The organism is Exiguobacterium indicum HHS 31 (assembly GCF_001939065.1).
GTDB classification, from domain to species: Bacteria; Bacillota; Bacilli; order Exiguobacteriales; family Exiguobacteriaceae; genus Exiguobacterium_A; species Exiguobacterium_A indicum.
This window is the reverse complement of the sequence record NZ_MPSZ01000001.1, coordinates 212,662-230,584: the sequence shown is the minus strand read 5'-3', so window position 1 is coordinate 230,584 and position 17,923 is coordinate 212,662. Positions and strand designations below refer to the sequence as shown.

The 17,923-nt window shown below is 45.6% G+C and carries 24 protein-coding genes; 2 read left to right on the top strand and 22 right to left on the bottom strand.

Translation table 11 applies throughout. The annotated features are described in order from the left end of the window. Positions 1-53: 53 nt before the first annotated feature. The 10 genes from N179_RS01180 to N179_RS01135 all read right to left on the bottom strand — a co-directional run bounded on the left by N179_RS01180 (position 54) and on the right by N179_RS01135 (position 4,769). Positions 54-368 (bottom strand): hypothetical protein, encoded by a 315-nt coding sequence (locus N179_RS01180; protein ID WP_023467565.1) that lies wholly within the window; start codon positions 366-368, stop codon positions 54-56. Then, the gene (locus N179_RS01175; protein ID WP_075642025.1) at positions 365-850 is read right to left on the bottom strand and encodes a shikimate kinase; all 486 of its coding nucleotides are present in this window, start codon (positions 848-850) and stop codon (positions 365-367) included. The genes N179_RS01180 and N179_RS01175 overlap by 4 nt, the downstream gene beginning before the upstream one ends. Further along, on the bottom strand, positions 843-1,115 hold the full coding sequence (locus tag N179_RS01170) for a hypothetical protein (protein ID WP_231925701.1): 273 nt from the start codon (positions 1,113-1,115) through the stop codon (positions 843-845). The genes N179_RS01175 and N179_RS01170 overlap by 8 nt, the downstream gene beginning before the upstream one ends. Then, positions 1,112-1,405, bottom strand: coding sequence for a hypothetical protein (locus N179_RS01165; protein WP_023467562.1), 294 nt, complete (start codon positions 1,403-1,405; stop codon positions 1,112-1,114). The genes N179_RS01170 and N179_RS01165 overlap by 4 nt, the downstream gene beginning before the upstream one ends. After that, the gene (locus N179_RS01160) at positions 1,398-1,757 is read right to left on the bottom strand and encodes a type II secretion system protein (RefSeq protein WP_023467561.1); all 360 of its coding nucleotides are present in this window, start codon (positions 1,755-1,757) and stop codon (positions 1,398-1,400) included. Before N179_RS01160 ends, N179_RS01165 begins: the two co-directional genes overlap by 8 nt. 5 nt (positions 1,758-1,762) lie before the next feature. Then, positions 1,763-2,224 (bottom strand): type II secretion system protein, encoded by a 462-nt coding sequence (locus tag N179_RS01155; protein ID WP_023467560.1) that lies wholly within the window; start codon positions 2,222-2,224, stop codon positions 1,763-1,765. After that, complete coding sequence (locus N179_RS01150) at positions 2,193-2,504, bottom strand: competence type IV pilus major pilin ComGC (RefSeq protein WP_023467559.1); 312 nt, start codon at positions 2,502-2,504, stop codon at positions 2,193-2,195. Before N179_RS01150 ends, N179_RS01155 begins: the two co-directional genes overlap by 32 nt. Before the next feature lie 17 nt (positions 2,505-2,521). Beyond that, a complete protein-coding gene (locus N179_RS01145; RefSeq protein ID WP_058265105.1) occupies positions 2,522-3,463 on the bottom strand; it encodes a type II secretion system F family protein in 942 nt (313 codons plus the stop codon). Between the two features lie 14 nt (positions 3,464-3,477). Continuing rightward, a complete protein-coding gene (locus N179_RS01140) occupies positions 3,478-4,320 on the bottom strand; it encodes an ATPase, T2SS/T4P/T4SS family (RefSeq protein WP_023467557.1) in 843 nt (280 codons plus the stop codon). A 62-nt stretch (positions 4,321-4,382) separates the two neighbouring features. Beyond that, entirely contained in the window at positions 4,383-4,769 is a 387-nt protein-coding gene (locus tag N179_RS01135) for a Spx/MgsR family RNA polymerase-binding regulatory protein (RefSeq protein WP_023467556.1), read from the bottom strand. Positions 4,770-4,993: 224 nt separating this feature from the next. Between N179_RS01135 and N179_RS01130 the strand changes: the two genes are divergently transcribed. Further along, on the top strand, positions 4,994-5,257 hold the full coding sequence (locus N179_RS01130; RefSeq protein WP_023467555.1) for a DUF2626 family protein: 264 nt from the start codon (positions 4,994-4,996) through the stop codon (positions 5,255-5,257). A 42-nt stretch (positions 5,258-5,299) separates the two neighbouring features. On the opposite strand, the gene N179_RS01125 is transcribed toward N179_RS01130, so the two are convergent. Then, positions 5,300-5,917, bottom strand: coding sequence for an MBL fold metallo-hydrolase (locus N179_RS01125; protein WP_075642024.1), 618 nt, complete (start codon positions 5,915-5,917; stop codon positions 5,300-5,302). A 168-nt stretch (positions 5,918-6,085) separates the two neighbouring features. Between N179_RS01125 and N179_RS01120 the strand changes: the two genes are divergently transcribed. Beyond that, positions 6,086-6,265, top strand: coding sequence for a DUF2759 domain-containing protein (locus N179_RS01120; protein ID WP_023467553.1), 180 nt, complete (start codon positions 6,086-6,088; stop codon positions 6,263-6,265). 549 nt (positions 6,266-6,814) lie between these two features. Here N179_RS01120 and N179_RS01115 read toward each other — a convergent pair. The 11 genes from N179_RS01115 to N179_RS01065 form a co-directional block, all read right to left on the bottom strand. Beyond that, a complete protein-coding gene (locus N179_RS01115) occupies positions 6,815-8,740 on the bottom strand; it encodes an LTA synthase family protein (RefSeq protein WP_023467552.1) in 1,926 nt (641 codons plus the stop codon). A 216-nt stretch (positions 8,741-8,956) separates the two neighbouring features. Continuing rightward, a complete protein-coding gene (locus N179_RS01110) occupies positions 8,957-9,907 on the bottom strand; it encodes an ROK family glucokinase (protein ID WP_023467551.1) in 951 nt (316 codons plus the stop codon). Between the two features lie 83 nt (positions 9,908-9,990). Next, on the bottom strand, positions 9,991-10,194 hold the full coding sequence (locus N179_RS01105) for a YqgQ family protein (protein WP_023467550.1): 204 nt from the start codon (positions 10,192-10,194) through the stop codon (positions 9,991-9,993). Beyond that, a complete protein-coding gene (locus tag N179_RS01100; RefSeq protein ID WP_023467549.1) occupies positions 10,178-11,215 on the bottom strand; it encodes a M42 family metallopeptidase in 1,038 nt (345 codons plus the stop codon). Before N179_RS01100 ends, N179_RS01105 begins: the two co-directional genes overlap by 17 nt. Positions 11,216-11,376: 161 nt before the next feature. Next, a complete protein-coding gene (locus tag N179_RS01095) occupies positions 11,377-11,886 on the bottom strand; it encodes a GNAT family N-acetyltransferase (protein WP_023467548.1) in 510 nt (169 codons plus the stop codon). Positions 11,887-12,143: 257 nt separating this feature from the next. Next, a complete protein-coding gene (locus tag N179_RS01090; protein WP_023467547.1) occupies positions 12,144-13,100 on the bottom strand; it encodes an L-lactate dehydrogenase in 957 nt (318 codons plus the stop codon). A 165-nt stretch (positions 13,101-13,265) separates the two neighbouring features. Further along, a complete protein-coding gene (locus N179_RS01085) occupies positions 13,266-14,045 on the bottom strand; it encodes a DUF92 domain-containing protein (RefSeq protein WP_075642023.1) in 780 nt (259 codons plus the stop codon). After that, complete coding sequence (locus tag N179_RS01080) at positions 14,039-14,584, bottom strand: 5-formyltetrahydrofolate cyclo-ligase (protein WP_075642022.1); 546 nt, start codon at positions 14,582-14,584, stop codon at positions 14,039-14,041. Before N179_RS01080 ends, N179_RS01085 begins: the two co-directional genes overlap by 7 nt. Before the next feature lie 57 nt (positions 14,585-14,641). Next, a complete protein-coding gene (rpmG, locus tag N179_RS01075; protein ID WP_012369771.1) occupies positions 14,642-14,791 on the bottom strand; it encodes a 50S ribosomal protein L33 in 150 nt (49 codons plus the stop codon). A 104-nt stretch (positions 14,792-14,895) separates the two neighbouring features. Next, on the bottom strand, positions 14,896-17,079 hold the full coding sequence (locus N179_RS01070) for a 1,4-alpha-glucan branching protein domain-containing protein (protein WP_058265101.1): 2,184 nt from the start codon (positions 17,077-17,079) through the stop codon (positions 14,896-14,898). 32 nt (positions 17,080-17,111) lie between these two features. Further along, positions 17,112-17,834, bottom strand: a complete 723-nt coding sequence (locus tag N179_RS01065; RefSeq protein ID WP_075642021.1) for a DUF4912 domain-containing protein — start codon at positions 17,832-17,834, stop codon at positions 17,112-17,114. Positions 17,835-17,923 lie beyond the last annotated feature (89 nt).

Genomic DNA, 17,923 nt, shown 5'->3' with positions numbered 1-17,923 from the left:
AGGACCCTGTCCCTTCTCTCCTATTGTTTCATATTCTTCCCATGAAAGCCATTTCAAAATTGTTTGATTCCGGCAGTTCGTTTGATTTCCTCCTGGAGTCGACGACCTTCCGTCACCAATTGGCTCGCTCCTTGCTTCACACGATTTCCTTCTTCAGTGATTCGATTGATATTCCCTTTGATTTGATCGATTCGCTGCGTCGTATGATCAATGTTCGTCTGCAAGGTTTGCTGACGAATCGTAAAGCGCTCCATCAGTTGTTTTAACTGCCGAATATCCTGAGACAGCTTCTTTTTGTAAAGACTGAATCCGAACAACACGAGTCCTATAATAGCCAATAAAATAATACCTAACGTAATCCAAATCATGACTTCTCCTCCAATACAGTTTCAATCGCACACGTTAATTCTTCGATTGATGCCGTTCCTTCAAGTCGGACAGTAGCAACTCCAGCATATAAGGAATAGCGACGTTCAAACAATCGTCTCACTTGTTCCCGTTCTGTCACGAGTGGACGATTCGGATCAGCGGCGATCCGTTCCCAAATCAAATCAAAGGGTGTATCGATCCAGACGACTGTTCCGGACTCCTGCATGTACAGTCGGTTCTCTTCTCGTTCGACGATCCCGCCACCTGTGACGACCACTTCCGCATTGCTACTCTTCAACAATTCGCTTTCATGTGTACGAAACCCTGCTTCGCCATGCTCAGCGAAAAAAGCGGTAATCGTTTGTCCATGTTCCTGTTCGAACCGTTCATCCAGTTCGTCGACCTCGTATTGTGAACCCAATCGATGTCCGACGGCTGTTTTACCAGTTCCCATAAACCCAATCAAATAAACCTTACTCATGTGTGACGACCGCCTCGATTCTTTGACCATTCTCTAATCTCGCTTCCATTTTAAAGCCTTTATCGGTTGCTGTACAGCTGACTTGTCCGATTGGGTAGCGGAGGGTCTCGTCCTTCGTACAATCTGCTTTCGCCGCTCGGATGAGAGACTCGAGTTGAAGGGCTTCTTGCTCTAACTGATGATGCCGCATCTCTTCGTCAATTTGCTGACAAGAAATCAAGAGCACGACTCCCATTCCTAGAAGTAACAGTAACGTTTGAATCAAGATGAATCCTTCCTGACGCATCGGAAGGAACGTCTGCTGTCGTTCAACTGAATCGAGAGAATCTCGGCATCCCCTGTCACGGTATAGTGTTTGACGTCGCGGGCGTATGTCAGTTCACCTCCCTGTTCTTTCTTGAGACGCAGTTGATCTTGCACACGGACGAGACGCCACTTTTCAGCCGTCTCTCCCGGATTGACGTCCATTCCACGAATCTCGTCTCCGACGCGCTCACACATCGTACTACGCCACATCAGTCGTTCCACGGTATGAAAGAACAATTTTTCATTCATTCGGTTGACTTCCGGCGGACGAACGAGAGGGGTCAATGTCAAGATTGCCAGCAGAAGAAGTGGGCTCAGCCATAGGACGAATGAGAGTTCGAGAAGGGTCATTCCGGATTCCGCTCGCAAGACACATCGTTTCATTGCACCACTCTCCTTGTTTCAGGACATAGGACGCTGTTCGGTTTTCAACTTGATCCGTCGCCATCTGCTCAAGCTGTTCCGTCTCTTGTTCCCATTTCATTTGTTTCGTCCGTAAATCGAGATAAGGATCAATCGCTAACATCATAAAGATACCGATTGCAACGATCGAGAGCATCACTTCAAGCAAAGAGAAGCCCGCTTGGCGTTCGTTCTGCATCCTTCTCACCTCACTTTACGGATTGCCATTTGATAGTTCCCAAGTAAGAATTTGATTTCATATTCGGCTGTTGCCGAACGGCAAGACCAAGTCGCTGCATAAATCGAGTGATAGCTTTTAAAATAGATGATGCGATTCGAGGGTGGAACGGTACACGTATGACCATTTTGGAATGTCCGTTGCCATAACAACCGGTCATCCGCAAGGACAAGGTATCCTGCACCGTCTCCTCGAAATCGAAACTGCATCAATGATTGATCTTGCTTTGAGTACTGCATCAGTCGAAGTGTCTGAATATCTTGTTCCATCAGACGAACCTCTTGTTCAAGCGGAATCCAGTCCGGTCGTTTTTCAAACAGTGCCGGTAATAAAAAAACAAGTAAACAAGCAATGATTGTCAGCACCGCCGTCATCTCAAATAAGGTAAATCCACGTTCACTTCGTAAGTTCGCCAGTCTTCGGATCATACGTATACGTCTCCTGATCACAGACGAGAGCATTCGGTTTATCAGCTGTTCCGCGATTGATCGTCTGAAGCGATTCTGGGTACTTCTTCTCTTTGGCATAGTAAAGGTTTACTTCTGACCGAATGACTCGAATGTTCGCCTCACAACTCACACCTTTCGCCTGGTCCTTTCCACTTGTCATCGTTGGAATCAAAACGAGCAGTAATAACGAAATGATCAATAAGACGGCTGCCATCTCAAGTAAGGTGAATCCATCCTGTCGCTTTAAGAATTGTTTCATCGTATCGTCTCCTCTGTTTAGAATGGAAGCTGCTGTATCGCTAGCTGTATCGGATAATACAAGATGAGAAACAACGTTCCCGTCATGATCGTCAATCCACCGTACAAAATCGGCTCGATCCATAACAACTTTTTCTCTAGTTCCTCTTCCATCGACTCATGTAAGAGTGTCGCTTGTTCAAGCAACAATGGTCCAAGATCGCCACTTTCCCGCGCCAAATGGACGATTCCAATCGTCTCGGCTTCGATGATCTCATCTTCGCCAAGCGCTTCTGCAAGTGGTTCCCCTGCCTGTTGTTTAGCATGTAGACGAGCATAGAGATGTCCTTTTTTATTCGCTTGTCCTTGCTCTAGATGGCGAAAGGTCTCTTCGAGCGAGAAGCCAGCATCGATGAACGATCCTACTTCGATCGTGAATAAATAGCTGTAGTAGAGGCGAATCAAACGCTGTAGCGGTTTCAGTCGTAAAATACGGTTTAACGGAAAGAAGCGAAAAAAGAGGTACCCGGAGGTCAACAAAATAACGGGAATACTTGCGAGCAGATATTTCGCAGAGGGGTGAAGAAGGAGATGCAGAAATGAGGGGAGAGTCTTCGGGTCCGACATCTCGAGGAGAGACGGAAATACGTAGAGGGCGTAAAAGAAGAACAGAAGGAATAGACTGGTCGCTAGAACAAGCGGATACCGAATCATCTTCCAAAACTTCGATCGCATTTCTGTTTCGAGGTCGAGCAGTTTCACGATTTGGCGAAGAACGAGCAATGGTCGCTCTGTCCTTTCTCCAACGAAAAGAAGTCGTTTTAAGGTATTCGTTAACGCAAGTGGTTCAAGCGATGCTGCAAAGGAGTCTCCTTTCTCAAGACGTTGTTCCATTTCTCCGACTACTTCCGCGAACGGCTGACGCTCGAATCGTTTTAAAATGAGTAACGTCTCTTTCGCGGAAATGCCTTTTGATAACAAACGGTGATATCGTTTTAAGAACCGACTTTGATCGCGGCTTGTAAGTTTCTGACGGTACAGCGGACATCCTCTCCTTTTCGCTCGAGATGAATGATGCGTTGACAGACAGCTAGTTCTGACTCTTCGATCCCTAAACTACGCAATCGCAATCGCGCCTCATCAATACTTCCAGCGTGTAACGTAAACAACACGACGTGACCACTAAGTGCGGCATTCATCGTCAAACGTGCTGCCTCTCTCGTCCGCACCTCACCAAAAGCAATCCAATCCGGATCCGCTCGCAATATTTCCTCAAAACATCGCGTAGCAGTGAAGCCTGCCTTTTCATTTAGTTCCAGTTGTAAGACGTTTGGTACCGTACATTCCACCGGATCTTCAATCGAGATGATTCGCTTTTCTTCCATTGCACTCATCAAGGAATATAACATCGTCGTCTTTCCTGCACCTGTCGATCCAGAAATGACGATACACCCGTGTCGTTGTTCAGCTAACCAAGCGAAGTCCAATTGATTGTGTAACGTTCGTAAAGCTGTTTCTTGAGAGACCGTTGATCGATAAAATCGCCACGACATCGCATCCCCTTGTCGACTCGGCAACAACGAGACACGCATGCCCTTTTTCCCGTGCGGATACAAACCACTTTGCGGAATCCGCTCATTCTGTTCCTTTAAGTTCGCCTCATAGCGGACATGACTGACAAGTGTCCGGTAACGTGTCAGTTCCACCTCTTCTTGTTCACACAAACCATCACCCGTTCGACAAACTATTCGGACGCAAGCTTCATTCGGTACGAAATGAACATCTGTTGCACCAAGTGATTCGAATCGTTCCATGAGTTGTGTCGTCCATTCCTTCATTTCTCTTCACCTCCCTACCGCAAACAATACACAAAAAAAAGAAGCCGACCAAACCGGCTTCTTTACGATACGTGTGCGATTGTCCGATGTTTACGCTTCGCCAATGTCTCAAGACCTGGTTTATCGTATCCGATAACAAGTTGTTTTCCATCAGTGATGATTGGGCGGCGTAATAATTTCGGATTGTCACTCATGAGGCGTAATAACTCACTGAGTTTCATGTCTTCAATATCAATGCCGAGATCCTTGAAGGCTTGACTGCGTGTTGCGAGCAAACTTTCAATCCCATCCGTCGATAATTTCAACAGTTCCATGAGTTCATCAACTGTTGGAGCATTTCTGAACAGATGACGTTCCTCTACATCAACATGTTCCTCTTTTAACCATGATTTCGTTTTACGACATGATGTACAGCTTGGGTATGTGAAAAAGACTAACTCATTCGTCATTTTTGCTCCTCCTCTCAAAGTGTGGGGTTTCATTACAGTTACTATAGCACGTCAATTTGACTTTGTACACCTTTTGTACAACTATTGTACAACTTTTTTTGAAACTTCATCTTTTGTTCACAGTTATTCCTTAACAATCACTAGAACAGGATGGACGGATGATTGTTTGCTTGGTAAAATAAGTACGTATATTGACTATCTGTCGGATTTAGGGGGTTATAGGAATGGGGAGAATGTACCGCGTACTCGGTTTCTGGACTGGTATCATCGCAGTCATGGCATTTATCGGCGCATTGGGTGGCGATGCAAGCTCAAGTGAGCATACGGATTCATTTTTAGTCATGGGCTTCGTCTTCTTAGCACAAACTGTCTTTTTTGCAGCGCTCGGTTACTTGCGCTTAACTGAAAAAACGTATGTCTATATCTTTGGAGCTTACTTAACTGTATTTTTCATCGTCTTTACGTACTGGTCGAACTTCCAGATGTAATGAAAAAAACTCGTCATCCTTTTGGATGGCGAGTTTTTTTAGTCAGAGGAATGGATTCGATTTCATTTCTTGACGAATCGTCGTACTCGGACCATGCCCTGGATAAACCGTCGTATCTGCCGGTAGTTCCGCGATGAGTCGATCCAGTGAACGCATCAATACGTCTTGATCCCCACCGTGTAGATCCGTTCGTCCGACGCCTTGCTGGAACAGGAGATCTCCACCGAACGCGATCCGTTCTCCTTTAAAGTAGAACGTCACACTTCCTGGTGAGTGTCCTGGCGTCTCAAGTACATGCATCGAAATGCTACCGATCGTCAATCGTCCTGGTTGCAACAAATGATCCGCTGGTTTCATCCGCATCGGTGGCATTCCGAATTTTGCTGAACCATTCCATTCTGGATTACTGAGCCATCCTGCTTCTTCCGGATGCACGTAGACAGGGGCTTCCGTGAAGCGTCGTAACATATCCACACCACCAATGTGGTCAAAATGCGCATGCGTCAACAAAATCGCTTTTAATGTTGCTCCCCGACTTTCAATCTCATCGAAAAACCGCATATCTTCTGTACCCGGATCAATGACGAGACATTCCTTATCTTTAAATAACAAATAACCATTCTCAGATGCCATACCGGAAGTGATCATTACGATTTCCATTCTATAAAACCCCTTTACAATAGACTCTTCTCCTACTATACACGAAATTGTCGAAAGTTCCTGCAACGCCCTCTCGACTTTATCCCGCCAGTCGGATAAACTAAAAAGTGAGATTTAAGTGAAATCTTCGTGAAATTCATAACGTGATTGTTTAAGGGGGAGTACGTCATGCATTTGGATCAACCAATCGGTTGGCTTTTCTTCTTCGTCGCACTCGTCGGCGTTTGGGCCGTCGTTCGTTCACTTAAGAAACGCCAAATGTTTCCACTCGTATTCGCAGGTCTGACTGTCGTCTTATTCGGCTGGTTCGGGATTGCGACATTGATTTACGGCGGTATTCCATCGTAATCAAGATACGCTAAAAAGAGGCTGACTCAAAAGTCAGTATCTACAAAGATAAGGGAGGCAGATTGATGATCTGCCTCCCTTATCTCGTAATAAAAAGAATGACGCGTCATTCTTTTTTTTGAGTCAGCCTCTTGAGACTAAAGACAAAGTGCAATTTTTCTCTAACGAGAAGGATTGCACTTTTTTGTTCGTTTCGAATCGTTTTCCTGAGACAAGCATCGCGCCGCTTCAATTCGCTGCAGGGTCGCTCTTGCTTGTTATTCCCTAGGAAGCGATGTCGAGTGAACAAAACGCTTCCCTGATCCTTCTTCCGAGTATCAAAAGAATGACGCGTTACACGCCACTCTTACAGGAAAAAGCGCAATTTTGCGCTGTCAGAGACAAACGGGCGTGTGTCTCGCCTAAGGAAAGGGCGTGAAAAGATGCGTCATTTTTTGATGTCAGCCCTTTTGTCTAAAATCTGAAGAGAGATGCCTCGCGCATCTCTCTTTTTATTTGCCTTTCTACAAAAAAACGAATCCACTCGAAAGTAGATTCGTTTTCCTCATCTTATTTTGAAGTTTGAAGGAAACGGAGCAAGTCACCATAGATGACTTTATCCGAAAGTCCTAACTCCTTCTCGGATTGTTTCGTAGATTGTTTACACATCTCTGCTAACTCTCCATCTTTTACCTCTTCACCTGTCTGACGATCATAACATGTTTCCTGCGTATAAACCGTTTTGTCTGTTATGACGGAACCATCGCGGAACAGCGCATAATCCTTGTGCTGTTTCGAGAAGAGATCAGTACCGAACAGTACTTCATTCTTGAAGTCTTGTCCTAACAGATGAAGCAATGTCGGTTTAATGTCGATTTGGCTCGCGACGTCTTCATGTTTGACACCTTTCGTTTGACCCGGTAAATGGATCACGAATGGTACACGTTGCAATTGTGCAACATCATACGGCGTCAACTCATCTTTGTTCATGAGTTCTGCCATCGCAGCATTGTGGTTCGTCGAGATACCATAGTGGTCGCCATAGACCATGAAGATCGTATCATCCCACGTACCATCTTTTTTCAGACCCTCGATGAATTTACCGAGTGCCATATCTTGATACGCTAGTGCCTGAACGTAGTGGTTCAGCGTCGTAGAACTTGTCTCAAGCGGTGGTACAAGTTCATCTTCTGGTTTTGGCATCTCAAATGGATAGTGGTTCGTCAATGTGATGAACTTCGAATAGAACGGACGTGGTAAATCTTTCAACATCGGCAATGACTGTTCAAAGAATTTATCATCGAGCAAGCCCCACTCCGTCAAATCTGCTGGATCACCTAAGTCATAATCCGTCTCTGAGAAGAAACGATCGACGCCAAAGCTATTGTAGACGATGTCTCGGTTCCAGAACGATTTGTTGTTTGCATGGAAAACAGCTGAATAATAGCCGTCTTCTTTCAGCATTTCAGGAGTTGCCCGGAATTCATTTTCTCCGTTCGTAAAGAATGCTGCACCGCGTCCAAGTGGATAGATCGAGTTTTCGAGAATGAACTCAGCATCTGCCGTTTTCCCTTGTCCTGTGTTGTGATAGAAGTTATCCCATGAATGCGATTCCTTGATCAACTTATTCAGGTTCGGTGTAATCTCTTGTCCGTTTGGTGCTTTTAATCCAACTGCAAAGGATTGTGCCGACTCAAAGGAAACGACGATGACGTTCTTTCCTTTGTACTTTCCGAACATAGCTGGGTTCGGTTCAGCATGTTTTGAATCAATGAAACTTTGAACTTCCGACAGTTCAGAACTGTCCGCGAGTGCTTTTTGCGCAGATGTCTTAGACTGAATGAGAGCATCATACATATGGAAGTTAAATGTTCCGATGTTTTTAACGAGCAATTCTCGGTCGAAGGCACGTGTGAGCAATTCTGGACGTTCTGTCTCAGCGAGCGTCAAGTTTCCAAGGAAAACGACAACTGCTGCAACGAATGCGAGAATCGCGCGTCCACGTGACGCAACATTTTTTGACATGTCCATTTTCCGTAAGAAGAACGGTAAGATGATCAAGTCACCGACGATCAATAAATCGGACCAATTCAAAAGTGACCCGAGCGATGCAGAAACAGTTTCCGCATTCGATGTTTGGAACAATACCGGCAACGTCAGATAGTCATTAAAGAAGCGGAAGAAAATGATGTCCGCATATAAAATGAGTGTCGCGACGAACAGTGTGCCGTAGATGAACCATTTTTGAACATTTCCTCGGAAGAAGAAGCTGAACCCGAACATGAAGAGCGCTGAACTAATTGGGTTAATTAGTAGAATGAATGCTTGCGCAGAGTTTGTTACGGGAACGTTGAAGAAAAGTGTATACGCTAAATACGTTTTTAACCAAATCAATAAGGTCGCAATCCAAAAGAGCTTGTGCTCTTTATAGGTGCTGCGAACGCCTTGACCCATCTTTAGGCGCATTCGCGACCAGATGTTTGCGTCTTGCTGCATAAAAACCTGCCTCCTAATTTACATGTGCTTTCTGATTTCAGTTCACACAACTTACCTCATAATTTACATATACCCATATCACGTGAAAATTTTACGCTTAGTTTTACAAAAATGCAACTGGAATCCGGAAGATACTTAACAATCACATAATTACTGTACGTTTGTAAACAAAAAAAAGATTCGCCGAAGCGAACCTTTTACTGAAATTGAATATTATCATTTTTTGAGAAACATCTGCTTCGCAAGCCATGCACAGCCGATGACTCCTGCATCGTTTCCAAGCTCGGCAATCTTGAACGTCGTTGATCCGAAAACCCGTGGTAAAGCGAAGCGTTCGAACTGTTGACGGAGTGGTGCAAGCAATGTCTCGCCCGCTTTTGACACACCACCACCGATAACGATGATTTCCGGGTTAATACTGTTCGCTAAGTTGGAGATGGCAAGACCGAGATGGAACGTCACTTCTTCTACGACTTCCGTTGCAATCCGGTCTCCTTTCTCATACGCTTCGAATACGTCTTTTGCTGTCACTGCCTTGATGTCGTTGAGTAACGTTTCTTTCCCTTTACGCTTCTCAAGACCAAGACGAGCGATCCCTGTTGCTGACGCGATCGTCTCAAGACATCCTTTGCGACCACATCCACATAGGACGCCACCTTCAGGCAACATCGTGATATGACCGATTTCTCCAGCCATTCCGACTGTACCATGCACGATTTGTCCGTTCGTGATCAGACCACCACCGACGCCCGTACCGAGTGTGACAGCAAGGAGTTCGGTTGCCCCACTACCGGCACCTTTCCACATCTCACCGATTGCCGCTGCGTTCGCATCATTTTCAAGCACAGCCGGTAAACCTGTCAAACGTTCGAATTCACCGATGAGTTCAAAGTTAGTCCAACCGATATTGACTGCTTTCTCAACGACACCTGTATTGAAATCAATGAATCCCGGCGCACCGATGCCCGCTCCGACGAAATCTTCTGGTCGTTTATTGCTCTCTTGACACTTCTCAAAGAAGGATTTTGCGATATCTCCAGGAATTTGTACGCCATCATTCAAAACGACCGTCTCGATTTCCCACTTTTCTACGATGATCCCTTGCAAATCCAAAATTGCCATCTTGACTGTCGTGCCGCCGATATCAATGCCGAGTAACCATTTCATTGCTTCGTCTCCCCTATACTCATATAATGTCTGCTTCCTCATTTTACCGGACATAACCCGTTTGCGCAAAGGGTTGCACAATCTTAAATGTTATCGGATTGTGAACGCTTTAATTCATGTCGTAAGATTAGTTTCGCTGAATCGTACTGACGTTGTTCCAAAACGCCTGCTTCTTGTAATTCATCGAGTTCAAGCATCATCATCGCGATATCGGACGCTCGGTCCCCAAGATAGATGAATGTTCCGTATGTCTTGAGTAACTGCTGTACGTCATACAGTGTCTTCATCAACCATCGGCTCCTTTACATAGGCATGCAACAAATCATATGTCGCTTGTAACGACGTCTCATGTGTACGTTCGTACGAATGACTCGATTCGATTCCCGGACCGAACAATCCGTGCCGGACGTCGTGTCCCGCACTTACTGCCGCTGAGGCATCCGAGCTATAGAATGGATAGATATCAACCTTATATGGAATACTGTTACGTTGTGCTAAACGCGTTAACTGGTGGCGTAAAGCCAAGTCATATGGACCCGAACCATCTTTCGCACAGATCGAGACCGTGAATTCATCGGAGTGTTGACCGTCTCCTAGTGCCCCCATGTCGACCGCGATGTATTCTGCGACTTCTTCCGTGAATCCAGCATTTCCACCGAATCCAACTTCTTCGTAATTTGAAATCAGAATCTGGACCGTGTGTGGCAGCTCGATTGTTTTCCATTCCTTGATCAATTCAAGCAACAAAGCAACGGATGCTTTATCGTCGAGATGGCGCGACTTCACGAATCCCGTTTCCGTGTAGAGGAATCGCGGATCAAATGTTACGATGTCTCCTACTTCAATCCCCGCAACGCGCGTCTCTTCTGCTGTCGTTGAACGGATATCGAGCCGTACTTCGATATTATCAGCGGAGCGTTCCGTCTTATTCGTCTCGCGCGACGTATGAACACTCGAATGGTGGAACACGATCGTACCTGAAATCGTTTGACCGTCCATCTTGTGAATGAGACAGTTCTCACCTTCAATTGCTGTCCAAGCATATCCCCCCAGTTGTGATAAACGAAGTCGTCCTGTTGGTAAAATCTCTTTCACCATCGCTCCTAGTGTGTCGACGTGTGCCGTCAGTAACCGTGTACGCGTTGAAGCACCAGGTAGTGTCGCTAAAATCGCTCCTTTCTCAAGTTTTCGATACGTGATTCCTTCTGATACCAATCGCTTTTCTACATATGTAATCGCTTCTTTTGTCGAACCTGTTGGACTCGGAATCGAGACAAGCTCTTCAATCGTACGTATGACTTCTTTCATGTTCATTCGCTCCCTTTCAATCGGACTACGATGTGACATCCGCTTTGTTCTCATGATAACAAATATTCATTCTTTGCCGATACTGATATCCTACGGATACCATGCAAAAAAGCTGTAGCACTTTTTTTGCTACAGCTTCTAATCTACATCCTCTGAAGAACTTAGACGTACTTCTTCATCCAAATATCATCACGATATGTGCCGTCTTCTAATTTTACGGAATCTGGATCTTCGGCATATACTTCAAAACCGAGCGACTCATAAAGATTTTGTGCGGCTTCGTTTCCTGATAAAACGGCAAGAATGACTTGCTCGACGTCCGGTAACTTTTTCGCTTCCTCGATTAAGGCTTCCATTAAAGCGCGACCAGTACCCCCGCGATATTCAGGTGATACGTATACTCCAGAAATCATCGCTTTATGCGATTCACGTGACAATTCATATGGTTTGACCTGACCAAACCCAAACAACGTATCACCGTCGAACATACCAAGCCAAACCTCATCGGAGTCGGGTTCTCCCTCAAGTCCTTCTTGTACTTCGCGGAGCGGGGTTTGCTGTTCATCATCAAACGAATGACCGAATGCATCTGGATGATTTTTTAATCCCTCAAGGCGTAGATTCCAGTATTGTTCTGCATCCTCTTTAGTTAGTTTTCGAAAAGTATACATGACTGTCGGTTCTCTCCTTTTTGGGTATCATGACGTACAAAAAATGACGTAAAAATGCTTCTATCTCTTACTTAACCCTTTTCTAGTAAAATAAAACCTAGATTTTTCTCTTTTTACTACTGGACGAATAGATGTGATTTTTTATGTATTCGTTCTTTACATCAAAAAAACTCAAGTGTGGACAATATGAAGCAAGTCCGACACTTGAGTTTTTTTACTACTTTATTTCGGTAATACCTTCAGCATGATGCGTACGCTTATCCTTGCAAGACGGGTTCAAGCGTCTGACGCAATACATCAGCAGAATGATGGAATTTCTTCAACTCTTCTTCTGTCAATGAGACTTCAATGATTTCACGCACACCTTGACGATTAATGATGGCGGGAACTCCAATGTGGATACCGGAAATGCCATACTGCCCATCGACATGCGCACCGACCGTTAATAGACAGTTCTCATTTCCGAGGATGGCACGAACGATCCGAACAAGCCCAAGCCCGATCGCATAGTAGGTTGCCCCTTTGCGCTCGATGATATGATAAGCAGCATCTCGGACGTTGATATAAATTTGATCAAGATCTGCTTGAGAATAACGATCGTCTTCAGCAAGTAGTTCATCAATCGTTTTTCCATAAATACGGCTGTTACTCCAGGCAGCGAATTCCGTATCACCATGTTCTCCAAGAATATAGGCATGGGCATTTCGGGAATCAATGTGAAAGTATTCTCCAAGCATTTGACGCAGACGTGCAGTATCCAGCACCGTTCCTGATCCAAATACGCGGGATTTCGGAAGACCGGAATATTTCCAGGCAAGATGCGCCATGATATCAACCGGATTAGAAGCCACGACGATGATCCCATCAAAACCAGAATCCATGATTTGACGAATCATTTCTTTCATGATCAACGCATTCTTTGCAACGAGATCGAGTCTTGTCTCACCTGGTTTTTGTGGAGCGCCTGCCGTGATGACGACGACTTCCGCTTCGCGGCAGTCGGCGTAGTCGCCAGCCCATATTCGCATCGGTGAAGAGCTAAATGGTGTTCCATGGTTTAAGTCCATTGCCTCGCCCTCTGCTTTGGCTTTGTTGACATCAATGATGACAAGTTCTTCACAAAGCCCAGCTGTTGACATCTGATAGGCAAAGCTTGAACCGACTGCACCAGCTCCAATGAGGGCTACCCGTGTCACTTTCGCATGTAATTCCATATCGTTATGTCCACCCTTTCATTCATCCTAAGAGTTTGTTAACTATCTCACAAATAAATTGTAACATCTTTCACATTATTTGTATCATGTGAAGTTAATCACATTTGTCCATTTTGTGTCATTGATATCCTAACATAAGGAATTACATACTCATATACTTTCCAGTTACCAGAATCGAACGATGATAAACCCGATTCCACTTGCCAAACCACTCGTTAAGACATTGACAGCATCATTCCCTAAAAATCGAATACCTGAAACATAAGCTGTCGGTTGCCCATGGTGCTTTCGCTTTTCTGTGTATTCCCCACAAACTGTACATCGGTAAACGCGTTGCCCTACTGCTCCAAATAGTGTATCCAGCAGGCTCCCGAGTACACCGATGCTTGTTACGAGTAAGACGTCTCTTAAAGAAAGAGAAAATATCCAATGCGCTGCTATCGCGATGAACGCAGCTCCTGCGATCGTACCGACCGTTCCAATCAGCGACATCGCTCCACTTGTTCCTGCTGGTACCCGTCGTAACGTTTTGAGCGACCATGGATCACGTCTTGAGAGCGGTCCGATTTCGGATGCCCACGTATCAGCATTCGATGCTGCGATGACGAATAGAAATAACAAGAGATACGCAAAATCCATCGTCATGGCATACGCTAAGGCAGCAACGAACGCTAGCCCTCCATTCGCAAGGACTTGCCATCCGTCACGCGCGCCGTCTTTCTCAACGATGGAGTCAACCGATTGTTTTTTGGACCGTCCGACCTTCGATAACAAGCTCGAGCTACCAAAGAATAGTAAGAGTACTACTAATCCTTGCCAACCGAATCCGAACGAGACACCACTACCGACGAGCAAGGTCATGATCGCACCACTTGTCGTCAATAAACGAAAAGATCGTCCGGTCCAAGCCAGCAATAGACAAAACAAAATGGTCGCGCTTAGCATCGGATGACCTCTAAGTCAGTAACGATCAGGTCAACTGGAATATCAAAGGCTTCCACTTCGAAATCTGAAAGAAGTTGTTCAGAAAAGGCAATCGATACTTTACATCCTGTATATGTCACGAGTGCACGATCGTAATAGCCTCCTCCCCACCCTAACCGATATCCGTCCCGTCGATAGGCACGACCCGGAACGAGGCAAAGCTCTGCTTGAGCAAGTGAAGCGCGACGTGCTGAAGCGGTCGGTTCAGCAATCCCCATCTGATTTGCATGCAGTTGATCTTCTGGTCCATATTCATAAAAGACCATCTCGTTTCCGACTACTTTTGGTATCAAGACCGTCTTGCCCTCTTGCCACGCCTGTTCAATCAGTATTCTTGTATCACATTCATTTCGAAAAGCTAATGTGATCGCGACACAAGTCGCTTGTTGCCATTCAGGTAATAATAATACATGTTCGTGAATCAACCGCTCCTTCTCCGCACGGTTCTCCATTACATCGAGTCGTTCTTTAATCAAACCGCGTACTTCTTGTTTATTCATGACTGTCTTCCTTTCCACAAAAAAAGCCATCACACGAAGTGACGGCTTCCATCTCAATTATTTCACTTCACGGTGAAGTGTGTGCTTACGGAGACGTGGGTTGTATTTCTTCAACTCAAGACGCTCTGGGTTGTTACGCTTGTTCTTTTTAGTGATATAAGTACGGTCACCAGTTTCAGTGCAAGCTAATGTGATTTTAACGCGCATGGGATTCCCTCCTATCTAGCTCTCGATGTATCAAGTGATTTTGCTTTACATAAGGTTAAGCATACTCAAGTATCGTACCAAGAAAGGAAAGGAATTGCAACTGTTCATCCGTTCTTTTTCGGATTCGTCACGTGTTGATATGGTTTTTCAAGGTTCTCTTCAAAACGCAGTGGCTTCTTTTCGACGTGATACTCTTGCTCCACCCCGTGACGTGACTCTTCTCGTTCTAGATAAACAACCGCTGATTGGCGCAACGCATCTCCTTCAAGTCGTTTTAAGGCAACGACCAGACCACCTGAACGATCAGGAGAACGCTCACTTTCGACATCGTAGACGTTACTGACGAGTGGCAACTCTTTGATCTTCGCGATAGCTTGGGCAGCTGATGCGGTCTCCATGTTGAAGTTGTGGATGACTGCGAAATCAACGATCTTACTCAAAGCTTGCGCTTGGCGTAAGAAGGCTAAATTTAGTGCCGCCAGTTGGTTATAGGTCTGAACGAGCGGTAGACCTGTCACTTGCACTCCGTAAACGTGAACACCTTCTTCAAATCGATACGCTTCCAGATGTTCCGTGACGACATAGACGTTCTCACCAGCAGCAGCAAGCCGTCGAGCGAGCTCCGAAGCTGGCCGGTCTGACGCATCATATTGTCGGACAAACAATAAGATGGCGTCTGTATTCCAAGATTTTTCACGTTTCACTGCCACGTAGTAATCATGTGCCGTCAAGAAGACATCCGGTTCAATATCTGAATCTTGAAGGAAAGGATATTCGCGATATCGATCATCCAACCATTCCACCGTCAGCTCCTCAGCATCCAGGCGACGCTCAGTTTCTTCAAAACGTAGGATGTGCTCCCGGAAACGATTCGCAGCATACTGCGCTGTCGTCTGTCCATCAAGGATGAACGGCCAGTCGCTCGAGACAGCGAGGAGGTATTCTCGAATGAGTTGACGCTTCGCTTTGACAGTCAATGCATCTTGATGACGATTTCGAGCTACGATTCCTGCTAGTCTCTTCTCAAGCTGATGGAGATGACGAATCATCCAGTCATTCCGTTCATTGATCCAGACTTCCGCGTAGCCTTTTCGTCCCCATGTTCCCATCGCGACGTGGGCCGTGTCGATGTCTTGGAAGTGACGTTCGAGGAAGATCGCCGGTGAAATCGACTCAATTCCTTGGTCTTCTAAACGTTCCATCGCTTTACCGAGGAAGTCGGGACCTTCAAACCACCAGTGACCGAATAATTCGGCATCAAATGGTGCTGTGACAAGGAACGGTGGGAAGTCTTGTCCTTGATGCGCATCTAAATGTTCACCAAGTGCTTGTGCGAAGTCTGCTGCGTGCTCACTTGTCCGTTGCCATGCCCAATCACGAACGTAATAGTCTTTTTGATCCGTTTCTCCTGTTACACGATGCAATTTCAATCCTGTATCATAACGTAAGCCCTCTGGGTGCATGAACTCAGCGATTTGATCCCACTCTCGATCGTACGCAAGGTCACGATAAAACTCGCGGTAATCCGGATGACCCGGGTATCCGATGACAGAGCTCCAAATCTTGCCGGAAATGATTTGATCACGCGGGAAAAGTGCCACACCGTGCGGCGAATAGACAGGTGCTCCGATTCCGTGTTTCGGTGACGGATCCGCGTTTAAGATTGAATGTTCGTCAACGAATGTATAACGAATGCCCTCTTCATACAAAATACGATCAAGTCCGGGTGTATACGCACACTCTGGCATCCAAAGACCAGATGGACGGAATCCGTAATGACGTTCGAAACAGTTCAATCCCGTCTGAATTTCAGAACGTGCCGCTTGTTCAGACAACATGTGCGGACTGAATCCGTGCGTCGCCGTACACGTAATCAAATCGAGATAACCTTGCTCCTTGTAATGACGGAATGCGCGGTTCAAATCTTTTTCCCAGTGAAGGAACGTATTCAATAAATCTTGATAGCGGTCTTGATAGAATAGAAGCGCATCTCGTTCCTTTTGAGCAAGCTCTCGCTCTAGTTCCTGGCGAATCAAACGTAACGTATCCTCGATATGCTCGATATACCGCTCTTGAATCAATGGGTCGGCAAGCATCTCGATGACGGGTGGTGAAATGCTGACCGTCCAGCCGAGCGGACGTGACAAGCGATCGACCTCCCACAATAATGGGATGTAGGTTTCTGAAATCGCTTCATACATCCACCGTTCTTCTAGACGATGCGCCTCTTCATGACGGATATATGGTAAATGTGCATGTAAGACGAGTGAAAAATATCCTTTTCGCATAGCTTCTCTTCCTTTCCCTCTCTCTAATTCCATTATCGGACGCGATCGAAATAGGAGTAAGGACGTAATACTTCGACCCATTCCGGTTGTTCGACCTCTCCGTATTGCCAATGATGCACGACTTCCGCGAACCGTCCGTCCGTAACTGGCTCGTCACGTGGCGTTTCGACTGGTTTTGAACGCAGTACTGGAACAAAGTCCCCGTCGATCGTTTGAATGCCCCATTCAATGATGTATGTAGTATTCGGGGCGACTGGTCGAACGAACCAAGCATTCGTCATTTCTGGTAGCTCGAATTGATACGTCCGATTTGCCTGTCCTTGTTCATATTCAACAAGCGTGACATCAATAATGCGTAATTCTTTACGGAACGAATCAAACGTCGTGTGATAGTGCGTCTCTAGCAACTGTTTCGACAGTTCAGACAATTCCCAGTAGACGTATAACGCTGTCGGTGACTGAACGATGGCGTGGATGATGTCATCCTCGTAATGTGTCGCCATTCCAAACGCGTCACGTTCTAGCGAAGGTACCACTTGCACAGACGGTACGACGTCTAATACAGGTGCAGTCGACTTTTTTGTCTGCTTGACCGTTTTTGATTCTACTTTCAGCGCTACTAAAGGTTGTTCTGTTAACGATTTACGATATTTAGTCCACGCATATTTGATTTTTCCTTCAGTCGTATCCAATTGAGCTGCGATTTGTTTTGTTGTCAGCCCTTGTTCTTTCAATTTAATGATTTGCTCAAGCATTCCCAATCACCTCTCTGTCATTATTCACTTCTTTCCTATTCTACAAACGTGTTTCGAATCCCTTTACAAAAAAAGTAGGCAGAGGAAAT